At 67.3% G+C, this 15025-nt stretch carries 14 protein-coding genes; 7 read left to right on the forward strand and 7 right to left on the reverse strand.

The features are described from left to right. Positions 1-20 precede the first annotated feature (20 nt). A complete protein-coding gene (locus AC1Q6V_RS03720; protein WP_010813003.1) occupies positions 21-2069 on the forward strand; it encodes an NAD(+) synthase in 2049 nt (682 codons plus the stop codon). Positions 2070-2317: 248 nt separating this feature from the next. Next, entirely contained in the window at positions 2318-2656 is a 339-nt protein-coding gene (gene glnK / locus AC1Q6V_RS03725) for a P-II family nitrogen regulator (RefSeq protein ID WP_006162803.1), read from the forward strand. 62 nt (positions 2657-2718) lie between these two features. Here the strand turns inward: glnK and AC1Q6V_RS03730 are convergent, their stop codons facing one another. From AC1Q6V_RS03730 to trxB, 3 genes are all read right to left on the reverse strand, one after another. Beyond that, the gene (locus AC1Q6V_RS03730; protein ID WP_011614676.1) at positions 2719-3360 is read right to left on the reverse strand and encodes a trimeric intracellular cation channel family protein; all 642 of its coding nucleotides are present in this window, start codon (positions 3358-3360) and stop codon (positions 2719-2721) included. A gap of 13 nt (positions 3361-3373) precedes the next feature. Then, the gene (locus AC1Q6V_RS03735; RefSeq protein WP_439668627.1) at positions 3374-4048 is read right to left on the reverse strand and encodes a Smr/MutS family protein; all 675 of its coding nucleotides are present in this window, start codon (positions 4046-4048) and stop codon (positions 3374-3376) included. Between the two features lie 112 nt (positions 4049-4160). Next, positions 4161-5126 carry a thioredoxin-disulfide reductase gene (gene trxB, locus AC1Q6V_RS03740; protein ID WP_010813000.1) on the reverse strand — a complete coding sequence of 322 codons (966 nt, stop codon included), beginning with the start codon at positions 5124-5126 and terminating at the stop codon, positions 4161-4163. A 234-nt stretch (positions 5127-5360) separates the two neighbouring features. On the opposite strand from trxB, the gene AC1Q6V_RS03745 reads away from it, so the two are divergent. Further along, positions 5361-7700 carry a DNA translocase FtsK gene (locus AC1Q6V_RS03745; RefSeq protein WP_454750213.1) on the forward strand — a complete coding sequence of 780 codons (2340 nt, stop codon included), beginning with the start codon at positions 5361-5363 and terminating at the stop codon, positions 7698-7700. Between the two features lie 39 nt (positions 7701-7739). Here AC1Q6V_RS03745 and AC1Q6V_RS03750 read toward each other — a convergent pair whose 3' ends face one another. Next, positions 7740-8210 carry a hypothetical protein gene (locus AC1Q6V_RS03750; protein ID WP_439668628.1) on the reverse strand — a complete coding sequence of 157 codons (471 nt, stop codon included), beginning with the start codon at positions 8208-8210 and terminating at the stop codon, positions 7740-7742. Positions 8211-8517: 307 nt separating this feature from the next. Between AC1Q6V_RS03750 and lolA the strand changes: the two genes are divergently transcribed. Beyond that, positions 8518-9153 carry an outer membrane lipoprotein chaperone LolA gene (lolA, locus tag AC1Q6V_RS03755; RefSeq protein WP_439668629.1) on the forward strand — a complete coding sequence of 212 codons (636 nt, stop codon included), beginning with the start codon at positions 8518-8520 and terminating at the stop codon, positions 9151-9153. An 8-nt stretch (positions 9154-9161) separates the two neighbouring features. Beyond that, entirely contained in the window at positions 9162-9599 is a 438-nt protein-coding gene (locus AC1Q6V_RS03760; protein WP_010812996.1) for a hypothetical protein, read from the forward strand. A gap of 16 nt (positions 9600-9615) precedes the next feature. Here the strand turns inward: AC1Q6V_RS03760 and AC1Q6V_RS03765 are convergent, their stop codons facing one another. Then, positions 9616-10716, reverse strand: coding sequence for an NAD(P)-dependent alcohol dehydrogenase (locus AC1Q6V_RS03765; RefSeq protein WP_010812995.1), 1101 nt, complete (start codon positions 10714-10716; stop codon positions 9616-9618). A 256-nt stretch (positions 10717-10972) separates the two neighbouring features. Here AC1Q6V_RS03765 and AC1Q6V_RS03770 point away from each other — a divergent pair, with 256 nt between their 5' ends. Together AC1Q6V_RS03770 and AC1Q6V_RS03775 are read left to right on the forward strand one after the other, a co-directional pair. Continuing rightward, complete coding sequence (locus AC1Q6V_RS03770) at positions 10973-11299, forward strand: hypothetical protein (RefSeq protein ID WP_454750215.1); 327 nt, start codon at positions 10973-10975, stop codon at positions 11297-11299. A 220-nt stretch (positions 11300-11519) separates the two neighbouring features. Further along, positions 11520-12557, forward strand: coding sequence for a Fe(3+) ABC transporter substrate-binding protein (locus tag AC1Q6V_RS03775; protein ID WP_011614680.1), 1038 nt, complete (start codon positions 11520-11522; stop codon positions 12555-12557). A gap of 34 nt (positions 12558-12591) precedes the next feature. On the opposite strand, the gene AC1Q6V_RS03780 is transcribed toward AC1Q6V_RS03775, so the two are convergent. Further along, complete coding sequence (locus AC1Q6V_RS03780; protein WP_010812992.1) at positions 12592-13263, reverse strand: hypothetical protein; 672 nt, start codon at positions 13261-13263, stop codon at positions 12592-12594. A 108-nt stretch (positions 13264-13371) separates the two neighbouring features. Next, complete coding sequence (locus tag AC1Q6V_RS03785; protein ID WP_454750216.1) at positions 13372-15015, reverse strand: ABC transporter permease; 1644 nt, start codon at positions 15013-15015, stop codon at positions 13372-13374. Between the last annotated feature and the right edge of the window lie 10 nt (positions 15016-15025).

Here is a 15025-nt window from a genome sequence, read left to right on the forward strand (position 1 = left end):
TTCGATAACCAAGGCCCGATATGAAGAACCCGTTTTTCAACCTGTATTCCCACGGCTTTGCGCGTGTCGCGGTGGGCGTGCCCGTCTGCCGGGTGGCCGACCCGGCCTTCAACGCCGCCGAGACCATTGCCCTGGCGGCGCAGGCGGCCCAGAAGGGCGCCGTGCTGGTTGCGTTCCCGGAGCTGGGCATCTCCGCCTACACCTGCGACGACCTGTTCCACCAGCGCGCGCTGCTGGACGCCTGCGAGGCGGCGCTGGCCACCATCGTCGAGGCCTCGCGCAAGTTGCCGGCGGCGCTGATCGTCGGCATGCCGCTGCGGGTCGAGCACCAGTTGTTCAACTGCGCCGTGGTGGTGGCGCGCGGGCGTATCCAGGGCGTGGTGCCCAAGTCCTACCTGCCGAACTACTGGGAGTTCTACGAGGCGCGCCAGTTCAGCGCCGCCGACAACGCCGCGGTCGAGTCGATCCGGCTGCTGGGCCAGGACGTGCCGTTCGGCGCCGGGCTGCTGTTCGATGTCGAAGACATCCCCGACTTCCGCTTCCACGCAGAAATCTGCGAAGACGTCTGGGTGCCGATCCCGCCGTCGTCGTTCGCGGCGCTGGCCGGGGCCACGGTGCTGGTCAACCTGTCGGCCTCGAATATCGTGGTCGGCAAGGCCGGGTACCGGCACCAGCTGGTCTCGCAGCAGTCGGCACGATGCCTGGCGGCCTACCTGTACACCTCGGCCGGCAAGGGCGAGTCTTCCACCGACCTGGCCTGGGACGGCCAGGCGCTGATCTGCGAGAACGGCGAGCTGCTGGCCGAATCCGAGCGCTTTGCCGATACCTCGCACCTGCTCTGCGCTGATATCGACGTCGAGCGGCTGTCGCGCGAGCGCATGCACCAGGTCACCTTCGGCCACTCGGTGCGCCGGCACAAGGCAGAAGTGGACAAGTTCCGCGTGGTGCGCTTCCCGCTCGACCTGACCCTGGAAAAGTCGCTGCCGCTGGCGCGCAACGTGGCGCGCTTCCCGTACGTGCCGGCCGATCCGCGCCAGCGCGACGAACGCTGCATGGAGGTCTACAACATCCAGGTGCAGGCGCTGGTGCAGCGCCTGTCGGCCAGCAAGATCAGCAAGGTGGTGATCGGCGTGTCGGGCGGGCTGGATTCCACCCACGCGCTGCTGGTCTGCGCCAAGGCGATGGACCGCCTGGGCCTGCCGCGCGCCAATATCCTGGCCTTCACCATGCCGGGCTTCGCCACCAGCGACCGCACGCTGCTGCAGGCGCGCCAGCTGATGCAGGTGGTGGGCTGCACCGCGACCGAGATCGATATCCGGCCGTCGTGCCTGGCCATGCTGAAGGACCTGGGCCACCCATACGCCGCCGGCGAGAAGGTCTACGACGTGACCTTCGAGAACGTGCAGGCCGGCGAGCGTACCAACCACCTGTTCCGGCTGGCCAATTTCCACCACGCCATCGTGATCGGCACCGGCGACCTGAGCGAACTGGCGCTGGGCTGGTGCACCTATGGCGTGGGCGACCACATGTCGCACTACAACGTCAATGCCAGCGTGCCCAAGACGCTGATCTCGCACCTGGTGCGCTGGGTGGCCGAGACCGGGCAGGTGGGCGAGGGCGGTTCCGACGTGCTGCTGGCCGTGCTCGACACCGACATCAGCCCCGAGCTGGTCCCGGGCGACAGCAACCACGGCCCCGAGCAGAAGACCGAGAGCACCATCGGCCCGTATGAGCTGCAGGACTTCAACCTCTACTACACGCTGCGTTTCGGCTTCACGCCGTCCAAGATCGCCTTCCTGGCGCTGCATGCCTGGGGCGACCGCGAGCGCGGCGTCTGGCCCAACGGCCCGCATGTGGTACGCAACCAGTACGGGCTGCCGGAGATCAAGCGCAACCTGGCGATCTTCCTGGACCGTTTCTTCCGCACCAGCCAGTTCAAGCGCTCATGCATCCCGAACGCGCCCAAGGTGGGCTCGGGCGGATCGCTGTCGCCGCGCGGTGACTGGCGCGCGCCGAGCGATTCAGAGTCGGTGGTGTGGTTGGCGGACCTGGAGAAGGTGCCGGACTGAGCGCAGCGCCGGTCGAGCTCCGGCTCTTGGGTGGCGGCTTGTGCACAGTTTCTCCAGTGGCTGTCCACAGGTTTATCCACAGGGCCGGGGCCTGCCCGGATGCGCGCTAGCCAACGCTGCGGCCGCGCTGGCTGTGGGGCAGGCGGAAATGCAAGCGGCCAAGGGCTGGTAAAATGCCACCCGGAGAGCGCCGCGACCGCGGCGATGCGCCGCCAGGCGCGTGAACAAACGATAAACAGGGGCCAGTCATGAAGCAGATTACCGCCATCATCAAACCGTTCAAGCTCGACGAGGTGCGTGAAGCCCTGGCCGACGTCGGCGTGACCGGTCTGACGGTGACCGAAGTGAAGGGATTTGGCCGCCAGAAAGGGCATACCGAGCTCTACCGTGGCGCCGAGTACGTGGTCGACTTCCTGCCCAAGATCAAGATCGAAGTGGTGGTGGCCGAGAACCAGCTGGACACCGTGCTGGACGCCATCGTCAAGGCCGCCCACACCGGCAAGATCGGCGACGGCAAGATCTTCGTCACCGAGATCGAGCGTGTGATCCGCATCCGCACCGGCGAGCAGGACGAAGCCGCGGTCTGAGCCTCGGGCCAGGATAGAGAAACGCCGCCTTGCAGGGCGGCGTTTTCATTGGTGGGTGCGGTTCAGCTGGGCAGCTTCCACCCGTAGCGCACCGACACCAGCCGCATGGCGATGATCGCCACTGCCCCGGTCAGCAGCGCCGCTTCCTGCTGCACCGCCAGCCAGGTCATGCCGACATAGATCCAGCAGCCGACAAAGGAGCAGGTGGCGTAGGGCGAGCGGTCGCGCAGGATCATCGGCACCTCGTTGCACAGCACGTCCCGCACCACGCCGCCGAACACGGCCGAGATGATGCCCATCATCACCGCCACGGTGGGCGTCATCTGCGCCACCAGCGCCAGCGAGGCGCCGGTCACCGAGAACAGCCCCAGCCCGATCGCGTCGGCCACGATCATGGCCCGGTCCGAGGCCACGCGGCTGACCACGCGCAGCACGAACGAGGCGCCGAACGACATCACGAAGATCAGCAGCACGTAGCCTTCGTGGTCGACCCAGTAGAACGGGCGCCGGTCCAGCAGCACGTCGCGCACGGTGCCGCCGCCAAAGGCGGTGGCAAAGGCCACCACGAAGGTGCCGACCACGTCCAGGCGCTGCTTGCGCGCGTCGACCACGCCCGAGACCGCGAAGGCGAGCACGCCGATCACCTCCATGATGTGGAGGATCAGGGGCAGCCGCCCCATCAGCAATTCAAGCGGAACGTGCATCCGTGGCGATGCGTCAGCTGCGCGGCTGGCGCAGCAGCACCATCAGCGCGCCGGCGCCGCCTTCGGCCTCGCGCGCCTGCACGAAGGCGAGCACTTCCTCCTTCTGCACCAGCCAGCTGCGCACCTTGCCCTTGAGCACTGGCAGCTTGTCGGGCGAGCCCAGGCCCTTGCCGTGGATCACGCGCACGCAGCGCACGCCGTTGCGCACCGAGCGGCGCAGGAACTCGGCCAGCGCCTCGCGCGCCTCGTCGCTGCGCAGGCCGTGCAGGTCGACCTTGTCCTGCGCCACCCATTCGCCGCGGCGCAGCTTGCGGATCACGTCCATGCCGATGCCGGGCCGGCGGAACGACAGGGTCTCGTCGGTTTCGAGCAGGCTTTCCACGTCGAAATCATCGGACAGCGAGGCCGCCAGCACGGCTTCGTCGTTGCGGCGCGACTGCACCGGCACCGGGGCGGGCTTGCTGGCGGGCAGGGGGGCGCGGTTGCGGTCGCGCAGCTGGCTGACCTGGCCCACGCTGGTGCGGAAGACGTCGGCCTCTTCACGGGCGCGCCGGGCGGCCTGCTCGGCGGCCACGCGCTCGGCTTCGCGGCGCTCGGTATCGGCCTTGAGGGTGTCGCGCAGCCTGGCAAGGTCGTTCAGGCCGAAACGTTGGGGCGGTCGGTCGGGTTTGCGGGCGCCGTGCGTCATTGAAAAATCTCCGGGGGCTCGGCGCAGATTATATCGACTGGCGGGGCGGCAGGAGATGCCGCAAGGGACGCGCCGGCGGGCCGTGGCGGCCCGGCCGGCGGAGGGGCGGTGCTTACTTCAGGGCTTCAACAAAGCGCTGGGCGTCCAGCGCGGCCATGCAGCCCGTGCCGGCGCTGGTGATGGCCTGGCGGTAGACATGGTCCTGCACGTCGCCGGCGGCAAACACGCCTGGCACGCTGGTGGCGGTGGCGTCGCCCTGCAGGCCCGACTTGGTCACCAGGTAGCCGTTTTCCATGGCCAGCTGGCCTTCGAACAGGTCGGTGTTGGGCTTGTGGCCGATGGCGATGAACACGCCCGCCAGCTTCAGGTCCTCGGCCTGGCCGGTCTTGGTGCCGCGCACGCGGATGCCGGTCACGCCGGATTCATCGCCCAGCACCTCGTCCAGCACGCTGTCGTAGCGGATCACCACGCGGCCTTCCTTTTCACGCTGCAGCAGGCGGTCGACCAGGATAGGCTCGGCGCGGAAGCTGTCGCGGCGGTGGATCACGGTGACCTTGCTGGCGATATGCGACAGGTACAGCGCCTCTTCCACGGCGGTGTTGCCGCCACCGACCACGGCCACTTCCTGGTTCTTGTAGAAGAAGCCGTCGCAGGTGGCGCAGGCCGACACGCCGCGGCCCATGAAGGACTCTTCGGACGGCAGGCCCAGGTACTGCGCCGAGGCGCCGGTGGCGATGATCAGCGCGTCGCACGTATATTCACCGGCGTCGCCGATCAGGCGGAAGGGGCGGGCCGGCTGGCCGTTGTCGTCCACCAGCTTGGCGGTGTGGATGTGATCGAAGATGATTTCGGTCTTGAATTCCTCGGCGTGCGCCAGCAGGCGCTGCATCAGTTCAGGACCCTGGACGCCCTTGGCATCGCCCGGCCAGTTCTCGACGTCCGTGGTGGTCATCAGCTGGCCGCCCTGTGCCAGGCCGGTGATCAGCACCGGTTCCAGGTTGGCGCGGGCCGCGTAGACCGCGGCGGTATAGCCGGCGGGACCAGAACCGAGAATCAGCACTTTTGCGTGTTTTGCCATGATGCGTTCCTGTGGCCGGTGCGGCATGCTGCCCACCGGCATTGCTCGAAAGCGACATTATAAGAGGAGCCGCATTTGCTCACTGTTGCAAATTCCAATGAGTGCGATAGTCTCGGGCCACGTTAAAATGGCCGCCACGATGACCGTCAGTCACCTGGTGAGCAACCACTGACCGCTGCCGGCATCGGCCCGAAACGCATCCGGAATCACCTTACACGCGAGTCTTAACCAGGCATGGCCCGAGCTACCACGACCACCCGCACCGATCCCTCAGCCTTGCCATCCCGCATCGGCAAACTGCTGGGAGAGGTCCGCTGGTTCCTGCTGCTGGCCGTCACGCTGGGTTTCCTGTGCGTGCTGGCCAGCTACAGCAAGACCGATCCCGGCTGGTCGCATGCCAACCAGGTGGCCGATATCCACAACCTGGGCGGGCGCGTCGGCGCCTGGGTGGCCGACGTGCTGTTCTTCATCTTCGGCTTTTCCGCCTACTGGCTGGCGGTGCTGCTGGTGCGCCGCTGCTGGCGCGGCTGGCGCACGCTGACCGCCGAGCTGCCCGAGCGCGCGGACCCCGGCCTGCACCGCCAGGGCGTGACCGTCAGCTGGATCGGCTTTGGTCTGACCCTGTTCTCCAGCATGGGCCTGGAGGCGATCCGCATGTACCCGTTGCGCGCCGCGCTGCCGCGCGCGCCGGGCGGGGTGCTGGGCGACCTGCTGGGCGGCTGGCTGCAGGTGGCGCTGGGTTTCACCGGCGCGACCCTGCTGTTGTTGCTGCTGCTGGCGATCGGGCTGTCGCTGTTCTTCCATTTCTCCTGGCTGACCGTGGCCGAGCACGTCGGCGGCTTTGTCGAGACCCTGTTCCTGGGCTTCAAGGCCCGCCGCGAGAGCAAGCAGGACCGCATCATCGGCGAGGCCGCCAAGACCGAGCGCAAAGAAACCGTCGAGGTGCAGCGCGTGCGCATCGACGAGGCGGCGCCGGTGCAGATCGTGCGCCCGCAGGCAGTGCCCAAGCATGAGCGCGTCGAGCGTGAGAAGCAGCAGCCGCTGTTTGCCGATATCCAGGACTCGGACCTGCCGCCGCTGTCGCTGCTGGACCCGATTCCGCCGCACCAGGAAACCGTCAGCGCCGAGACTCTGGAGTTCACCTCGCGCCTGATCGAAAAAAAGCTCAAGGACTTCGGCGTCGAGGTCAAGGTGGTGGCGGCCTACCCGGGCCCGGTCATCACGCGGTATGAGATCGAGCCGGCCACCGGCGTCAAGGGCAGCCAGGTGGTGAACCTGGCGCGCGACCTGGCGCGCTCGCTGTCGCTGGTGTCGATCCGCGTGGTCGAGACCATCCCGGGCAAGAACTACATGGGGCTGGAGCTGCCCAACCCGAAGCGCCAGACCGTGCGCCTGTCGGAAATCCTCGGCTCGCAGGTCTACAACGAGAGTTCGTCCAGCCTGACCATGGCGCTGGGCAAGGACATCGCTGGCAAGCCGATGGTGGCCGACCTGGCCCGCATGCCGCACTGCATGGTGGCCGGCACCACCGGCTCGGGCAAGTCGGTCGGCATCAACGCGATGATCCTGTCGCTGCTGTACAAGGCCAAGGCGGAAAGCGTACGCCTGATCCTGATCGACCCGAAGATGCTCGAAATGAGCGTCTACGAGGGCATCCCGCACCTGCTGTGCCCGGTGGTGACCGACATGCGCCAGGCCGGCAATGCCCTGAACTGGGCGGTCGGCGAGATGGAGCGCCGCTACAAGCTGATGAGCAAGCTGGGCGTGCGCAACCTGGCCGGCTACAACAAAAAGATCGACGAGGCCGCGGCCCGCGAAGAAAAGATCCCCAACCCGTTCAGCCTGACCCCGGACGCCCCGGAGCCGCTGGACCGGCTGCCCACCATCGTCATCGTCATCGACGAGCTGGCCGACCTGATGATGGTGGTCGGCAAGAAGGTGGAAGAGCTGATCGCCCGCATCGCGCAGAAGGCGCGCGCGGCCGGCCTGCACCTGGTGCTGGCCACGCAGCGTCCGTCGGTGGACGTGATCACCGGCCTGATCAAGGCCAATGTGCCGACCCGGATCGCGTTCCAGGTCAGCAGCAAGATCGACTCGCGCACCATCCTCGACCAGCAGGGCGCCGAAGCGCTGCTGGGCATGGGCGACATGCTCTACCTGGCGCCGGGCACCGGCCTGCCGGTGCGCGTGCACGGCGCCTTTGTCTCGGACGAGGAAGTCCACCGCGTGGTGGAAAAGCTCAAGGAATCCGGCGAAGCCAACTACATCGAGGGCATCCTCGAAGGCGGCCTGACCGATGACGCCGGCGGCGGCGACGGGTTTGGCGGCGGTGCCGGCATTGGCGGCGGCGGCGGCGAGGCCGATCCGCTGTACGACCAGGCCGTCGAGGTGGTGCTGAAGAACCGGCGCGCGTCAATCTCGCTGGTGCAGCGCCACCTGCGCATCGGCTACAACCGTGCCGCGCGGCTGCTGGAGGATATGGAGAAGGCAGGGCTGGTGTCGGCGATGTCGGGCAACGGCAATCGTGACATTCTGGCGCAGGGTGGCGGTGCGGCCGCGCGTGACGATGACTGAGCGCTGCCAGCGCTCCTCCCATGCGGCCTGTGATGTGTGCTAGCGGCGCTTGAGCAGCACGTCGAGCTTCGTGTTGATGGTTTCAAATTGCTTGTCGACGCGCACTTCCAGGCGCTCGATGCGCGCATCGACCGCATCGAGGCGATCCGTGAGGCGGCGGTCCATCTCGGTCATCCGGGTGGCGAGCGGCGCGGTGGCCTTGTCGACCTTGTCTTGCGTGGTCTCATTCAGCCATGTCATCACGGAAAAGACAAAGGCCACGCCCGCCAGGATGCCTGTGCCGACCATGGCGGGACTAAGGAGCTTGGTAGCGGCAGTCTTTCCCCGTCGAGCTTCGAGTTCGATCCTGACCCTGCGCGCCGCGATCCTGTCGATCTCGTCGCGATCGAGGCGCCTGAAACCGTGCCGGAACGGCAGGCGGCCATCGGTACGCTTGTCCTCGGAAGCATTGGATGTTGTCATATTGCTGGCCCGGTCGGAATGGCCGCCTTGCAGCGAAGCAACATGCATAAGGCGATGTGGCGATTGCTCTACGTGCATGCCTTGCATTATGACCGCCCCGGCCGGTAAGTAAGTGTTTCGCCTGGATACGGGATATCGCCACAGGCTGCCCTTTCCCGCGAATTCAGAGTTTTCGCCGCAGAACAGGCGCGGTTCCCGCGGTGTCTGCCGTAATATCCGGTTACCCGCGAGCGCGGGCCGTGTGGAATCCTCCGGCTGCCGCCTGCTCTAAACAGACAAGTTGCCCGTGCAGCGGCCTACAGCGTTGGGCGCCGCACACGCGGCGACGCCCTCCATAACTACCAGGACCCGAACCATGCGCAACCGCATCATCGTGTCGGCCTGCGCCGCGCTGGCGATGTTTGCCATCCAGGCGCCGGCCCATGCCGCAGCCACTGACCAGTTGCAGAGCTTTGTCACCGGCGTGAAGAGCGCGCGCGGCGAATTCACGCAGCGCCAGGTCAAGGGGCAGGGCGCCAACGGCAAGGTGACCGGCACCTCCAGCGGCACCTTTGTGTTCTCGCGCCCGGGCAAGTTCACCTGGCGCTATACCAGGCCCTACGACCAGCTGCTGCAGGCCGACGGCCAGACCCTGTACATCTATGACAAGGACCTGAACCAGGTCACGGAGCGCAAGCTCGACGGCGCACTCGGCTCCAGCCCGGCGGCGATCCTGTTCGGCAGCAACGACCTGGAAAAGAACTTCGTGGTCAAGAACGGCCCGACGCGCGACGGCGTAGAGTGGCTGGAGCTGACGCCCAAGGCCAAGGACACGCAGTTCGAGCGCATCGGCATCGGCTTCAAGGCCGGCAATCTTGAAGCCATGGAACTGCGCGACGCGTTCGGCAACACCACCCTGCTGACCTTCACGGGCATGCAGAAGAACCCGCCGCTGGCGGCCGATGCATTCCGGTTTACGGTGCCCAAGGGCGCCGATGTGATGAAGCAGTGAGGCCCGCCATGAACGATCCGCAGGAAGGTCCCGCAGTCACCATCCGTTCGCGGCGCAGCCAGCACGCCGTGTTGCTGGCCAGTGCCGGCGCGCTGCTGTTGGCGGCATGTGCCAGCAGCGGCGGCGGTGCCAGCAAGTTCGATGTCGATTCCTTCCTGCGCGCACCGGACTCGGGATTGCCCGAAGTGCTGGGCAATCCTGGCTTTCTCAAGGCCACGCGCGTGTCCGCCACCGAGTGCGCGGTGATGCTGCAGTCGGCCAGCACCGGCGTGCTGGAAGACCTGCCGCCCAGCAGCAATGCGCGCGGCCCGGCCTGGCTGTTGCATCCGAAGGGCCAGCCGGACCAGGTATGGCTGGTGGTCAGCGAGTCCGGCGGCGAGCGCACCTGCCATGGGCCGCTGCCGGCCGACGCCATGCAGGCGCTGGCCGCCCGGGCCAAGGGCTGAACCCGAGGCGCCGCCGTCAGTGCGGCTTGATGGCGATCTTCAGCACGCCGTCGCGCTGGTTGGCGAACAGGTCGTAGGCCGCGACGATGTCGTCCAGCCTGTACTGGTGCGTCACCAGCGCTCCCAGGTCGACCCGCCCCGACTCGATCACATTGATCAGCCGCCGCATGCGTTCCTTGCCGCCGGGGCACAGCGCGGTGTTGATCTTGTGGTCGCCCAGCCCCGCGGCGAAAGCCGACAGCGGAATGGTCAGGTCGCTTGAATAGACCCCCAGGCTGGACAGCGTGCCGCCGGGCTTGAGCACGCGCAGCGACTGCTCGAAGGTTGCCTGCGTGCCCAGCGCCTCGATCGAGGCATCCACGCCGCGCCCGCCGGTCAGCTTCATGACCTCGTCCACCACGTCGCAGTTGCGGAAGTTCAGGACCACGTCCGCGCCCATCTTGCGCGCGATCTCCAGCCGGTGGTCGTTGCCGTCGATGGCGATGATGGTGGTGGCGCCGCACAGCCGCGCGCCGGCGGTCGCGCATAGCCCGATCGGGCCCTGCGCGAACACGGCCACGGTGTCGCCGATGCGGATATTGGCGTTTTCCGCGCCCTTGAAGCCGGTGGACATGATGTCGGGGCACATCAGCACCTGCTCGTCGGTGAGGCCATCGGGGATTGGCGTCAGGTTGGCCTGGGCGTCGGGCACCAGCACGTATTCCGCCTGGGTACCGTCGATCATGTTGCCGAAGCGCCAGCCCGCGGTCGCCTTGTAGCCGTGGCAGCCGCACTGGCCGCTGGCCATCAGGTAGCTGCCATCCTGCGAGGCCACGCCGTCCTGCGCCGCGTAGGAGTTGAAGTTGGGGCAGATTGCGCCGGCGATCACGCGCTGGCCTTCGCGGTATCCCGTCACCGCGCTGCCGAGCTTTTCAATGATGCCGACGGGCTCATGGCCCACGGTCAGGCCCTTCGCCACCGGGTACTCACCCTTGAGGATGTGCACGTCGGTGCCGCAGATGGTGGTGGTGGTGATACGCACCAGGGCATCGTTGGGGCCGATATCCGGGATCGGCTTGTCTGCCAGTTCGATCCGGCCAGGCTCGACAAAAACGGCGGCTTTCATCATTGCGGTCATGCGTTGCTCCCAGGGAAGGCGCAGAGGGATGCGCGGTGGGTGGAGTGGTGCGGGACGTTGCCGGCCCGCTTACTCACTGATAGCACGCATGGCTTATAGCTCGGTTTATCCAGATCAAGCCGAAGCCACACTGAAAATGTGCGCAATACAACGTAATCTGGCAAAAGTTTCATATCGGTGTGCAAAGAAGCTGAACGCCGCGGTGTGCCGTGTGTCCCAGCATCCTCATACTCGCCAAATCCATCAGGAGAACGACATGATTGCGACGCGAACCATCCGGCGTTGGCTGCGCCAGTCCGCCATGCTGGCGGCGGGCGGGGCCCTGCTGGCGGCTTGCGCGGCTCCCGCGCCGACCGGCCCGCAAGGCGCGCGTGGCACGCCGGAGGGCTGTGCCGCCGACAAGCTGGCCGACGATGCCTTGGTCGGCAAGCCCGAGGCCGAAGCCATCGGCCTGCTGCAGGGCTGCGCGTGGCGACTGGGCGAGCGCGACGGCCAGCAGTTCCCCGGCACCATGGACTACAACCCGCAACGCCGCACGCTGGGCGTCAAGGCTGGCAAGGTGGTCTGGGTACGCCGCGGCTGAGATTCGGCGCCCGCCTTGCCGGTTCGTCTTCGCACAGGGGGCGATTAGGTTAGTGCGGGCATCTCCCTGGTATTGATCGGTCAACGGGCGTCAACATGACAGAAATGTAATTTGACCGCCTGAACAAGAATCAATATTGTTTCCCGCTGACCGGAATCCAATAACCGGGCGGCCTCGGGGTCCCCGGCGGCTGCCCAAACCATGCTGGGGAGCCATCCGCGTGAAGACCACTATCCGAACCTTGCTGCCGCGCGCTGCGGCGCTGGCCCTGCTGACCCTGCCGCTCGCCGCTGCGGCGCAGGAAAAGGTGCTCAACCTCTACACCGCGCGTCACTACCAGACGGACGAAGCGCTGTACGCCAACTTCACCAAGCAGACCGGCATCAAGATCAACCGCATCGAAGGCCAGGAAGACCCGCTGCTGGAGCGTATCCGCAATGAAGGCGCCAACAGCCCGGCGGACGTGTTCATCACGGTGGATATCGGCCGCCTGTGGCGCGCCCAGCAGGCTGGCGTGTTTGCGCCGGTAAAGTCGAAGGCGCTGGAATCGCGCATCCCGGCCAACTATCGCGACCCCAATGGCGAATGGTTCGGCTTCTCGGCGCGCGGCCGCGTGATTGCCTACAACAAGACCGCGGTCAAGGCCGGCGATATCGCCAGCTATGAAGACCTGGCCGATCCCAAGTGGAAGGGCAAGGTCTGCACGCGTTCCAGCGGCCATGTCTACAACCTGTCGCTGGTCTCCAGCCTGATCGCCCACGATGGCGAGGCACGCACCGAGCAGTGGGCGCGCGGCGTGGCCGCCAACCTGGCGCGCGTGCCCAAGGGCGGCGACACCGACCAGCTCAAGGCGGTTGCCGCCGGCGAGTGCGACGTGGCCATCGCCAACACCTATTACATCGCGCGCCTGCTGAAGTCGACCAAGCCGGAAGACAAGGCCGTGGCCGACAAGCTGGGCGTGCTGTGGCCGAACCAGTCGAGCCAGGGCGTGCACATGAACGTCTCGGGCGGCGGCATGCTCAAGCATGCGCCCAACAAGGAAGCGGCGGTCAAGTTCCTGGAGTACCTGGCCAGCGACGAGGCGCAGCGCTACTTTGCCGACGGCAACAACGAATGGCCGGTGGTGCAGGGCGTGAAGGTCAGCAATCCGGCGCTGGAAGCGCTGGGCACGTTCAAGGCCGACACCATCAACGTGGCCGAGCTGGGCAAGTACCAGCCGCAAGCGCAGAAGCTGGTGGACCGCGCCGGTTTCAAGTAAGCCGCCACGGCCTTTGCAGTAGGTGCGGTTCCTGCTACAGCAGGAACCGCTTGTTCCCAGTCACCTGCGTGGGCTCCAGCTTGCGGAACGTCAGCTTCACGCTGCTGTTGAGCCGCCGCCCCGCCTGTCGCCGCACCAGTGCGCGGTGCAGCAGGCCCTTGTGGCCGACCGTGCCTTCGGCATAAGGCTGGTCCGAGGTCCCGCCCAGCGCCATCGCGGCCAGTGCCTGGTTGCGTTCGGCCGCACTCTTTTCCAGCAGCTTGTCCAGCGCCATGCGGGCGCGCACCTGCGCGGCCAGCGCGATGTCGCCGGGATTGGCGCGGGCGCGCTCGGCGTCCCACGGCAGTTGCACCTTGCCGGCAACGCGGCGCAGCGCGGCGCGCAGTTCGGCGCCATCCATCCGGGTTTCCTGCACGATCCAGACGGCGTCATGGCGCAGCACCGCTTCGGCATCGGCCATGCGGCGCACCAGCGCGGGCTGCAGCTCGGGCGACGAGAACTGCCGCGCGCGGCGGATCGCGTTGAGCGCGATGCGGCGCACCTGCGGGTTGGCGTGATCGAACAGGTCGGCGATGACGCGCGCGGCGGTGTCGGCCGAATCGACCATCTCGGCCAGCTGTCCGGCCAGCGAGACTTCTTCCACGCCGCTCAGCTTGTTGCGGCTCAGCCGGTTCAACTTGAACAGCAGGATGTGATATCGCAGCATAGGTTCTTGCGCGGCAGGCCTGCCGCTGTTCGCTCCCGGGCGAACGCCGGGCCATAAAAGGCTATCGGCGCGTTGTGGCGCGACTTTAGGGCAAGAAGCGTGGGAGGCTCAGCGCTGCGCTTCGCGCCGGATCGTGCGCGACAGCACGATCACCGGCAGCAGGCCCACGGCCACGATCACCAGCGAGGCGGTGGCGGCCTCGGTCAGGCGCTCGTCGGCAGCGAGGTTGTAGGCCTGCACGGCCAGCGTGTCGAAGTTGAACGGGCGCATCACGAAGGTGGCCGGCAACTCCTTCATCACGTCGACAAAGACGATCAGTGCCGCGGTCAGCAGGCTGCCTCGCAGCATCGGGAAATGCACGCGCCGCAGCGTGGCGCCGGGGCCGTGGCCCAGGCTGCGCGCGGCCGCATCCATGCTGGGGGTGATCTTGCCCAGCCCGGCATTGACGGTCTGCAGCGCCACGCCCAGGAAGCGCACCAGCAGCGCATAGACCAGCGCGGCGATGCCGCCGGTCAGCAGCAGCCCCACCGAGAGCCCGAACTGCTGCTGCAGCCAGGCCGACAGCGCGTTGTCGAGCCGCGCCACCGGCACCAGCACGCCCACGGCAATGACCGAGCCCGGCAGCGCATAACCCATGCCGCACAGCCGCGTCAGGCCGCGCATCAGCCAACTGCGCTTGCCGTTGGCCGCGCGCGCGGCGTAGCCCACCGCCAGCGCGACCGTCACCGCGGCCAGCGCGGTGGCGCTGGCCAGCAGGAAGCTGTTGCGCACCAGCCCGACAAAGCGCGCGCCGAACTGCGCATCGCCGTCGGTGAAGGCCATGCGGCACAGCATCAGCGCGGGAATCAGGAAGCCCAGCAGCACCGGCACCATGCATACGGCCAGCGCCAGCCAGCCGCGCGCGCCGCCCAGCGTCCAGGCCACGGCGCGGCGCTGGTTGCCGTAGACCTGCGCGCGGCCGCGGCTGGCGCGCTCCATCAGCAGGATGGCGGCGACGAACAGCAGCATGCATGCCGACAGCTGCGCCGCGGCGTTCTTGTCGCCAAGCGAGAACCAGGCGCGGTAGATGCCAGTGGAGAAAGTCGGGATGGCAAAGTAGGCGACGGTGCCGAAGTCGGCCAGCGTTTCCATCATTGCCAGCGCGGTGCCGGCAACGATGCCGGGGCGCGCCAGCGGCAGCACCACGCGCCAGAGCCGGCTCCAGGTGCCGTGGCCGAGCAGGCGCGCGGCCTCCAGCGTGTTCTGGGTCTGCTGCAGGAAGGCGGCGCGCGCGGTCAGGTAGACGTAGGGATACAGCACCAGCGAGAACAGGGCGATGGCGCCGCCCAGCGAGCGGATATCTGGAAACCAGTACTCGCGCGCCTTCCAGCCGGTCAGCTCGCGCAACCAGCCCTGCACCGGCCCGGCAAACTGCAGCGCGTCGGTGTAGGCATAGGCGATCACGTAGGCGGGCATCGCCATCGGCAAGACCAGCGCCCATTCCATCACGGCGTGGCCCGGGAAACGGTAGGTCGATACCAGCCAGGCGGTGGTCACCCCCAGCAGCAATACCCCCACGGCGACGCCGCACAGCAGCCAGACGGTGTTGAGCACGTATTCCGCCAGCACCGTGTCGATCAGGTGGCGCCAGGTGTCGCCGGCGGGCAGCAGCACGGCCGAGGCGATCACCAGCACCGGCACGGCGATCAGCAGCGCCATCACCAGGGTGGCCAGGGTCAGGGGATGGAAGCGGCGGCGGCTGGACAGGAGCATGCGTCGGAAA

The sequence above is a fragment of the Cupriavidus sp. GW823-FHT07B10 genome, assembly GCF_058794355.1.

What these genes read in the sequence shown, in the direction of transcription:
- AC1Q6V_RS03720 (WP_010813003.1), top strand. Translation starts at nt 21, where the DNA reads ATGAAGAACCCGTTTTTCAACCTGTATTCCCACGGCTTTGCGCGTGTC.
- glnK (WP_006162803.1), top strand. Translation starts at nt 2,318, where the DNA reads ATGAAGCAGATTACCGCCATCATCAAACCGTTCAAGCTCGACGAGGTG.
- AC1Q6V_RS03730 (WP_011614676.1), bottom strand. Translation starts at nt 3,360, where the DNA reads ATGCACGTTCCGCTTGAATTGCTGATGGGGCGGCTGCCCCTGATCCTC.
- AC1Q6V_RS03735 (WP_439668627.1), bottom strand. Translation starts at nt 4,048, where the DNA reads ATGACGCACGGCGCCCGCAAACCCGACCGACCGCCCCAACGTTTCGGC.
- trxB (WP_010813000.1), bottom strand. Translation starts at nt 5,126, where the DNA reads ATGGCAAAACACGCAAAAGTGCTGATTCTCGGTTCTGGTCCCGCCGGC.
- AC1Q6V_RS03745 (WP_454750213.1), top strand. Translation starts at nt 5,361, where the DNA reads ATGGCCCGAGCTACCACGACCACCCGCACCGATCCCTCAGCCTTGCCA.
- AC1Q6V_RS03750 (WP_439668628.1), bottom strand. Translation starts at nt 8,210, where the DNA reads ATGCATGTTGCTTCGCTGCAAGGCGGCCATTCCGACCGGGCCAGCAAT.
- lolA (WP_439668629.1), top strand. Translation starts at nt 8,518, where the DNA reads ATGCGCAACCGCATCATCGTGTCGGCCTGCGCCGCGCTGGCGATGTTT.
- AC1Q6V_RS03760 (WP_010812996.1), top strand. Translation starts at nt 9,162, where the DNA reads ATGAACGATCCGCAGGAAGGTCCCGCAGTCACCATCCGTTCGCGGCGC.
- AC1Q6V_RS03765 (WP_010812995.1), bottom strand. Translation starts at nt 10,716, where the DNA reads ATGACCGCAATGATGAAAGCCGCCGTTTTTGTCGAGCCTGGCCGGATC.
- AC1Q6V_RS03770 (WP_454750215.1), top strand. Translation starts at nt 10,973, where the DNA reads ATGATTGCGACGCGAACCATCCGGCGTTGGCTGCGCCAGTCCGCCATG.
- AC1Q6V_RS03780 (WP_010812992.1), bottom strand. Translation starts at nt 13,263, where the DNA reads ATGCTGCGATATCACATCCTGCTGTTCAAGTTGAACCGGCTGAGCCGC.
- AC1Q6V_RS03785 (WP_454750216.1), bottom strand. Translation starts at nt 15,015, where the DNA reads ATGCTCCTGTCCAGCCGCCGCCGCTTCCATCCCCTGACCCTGGCCACC.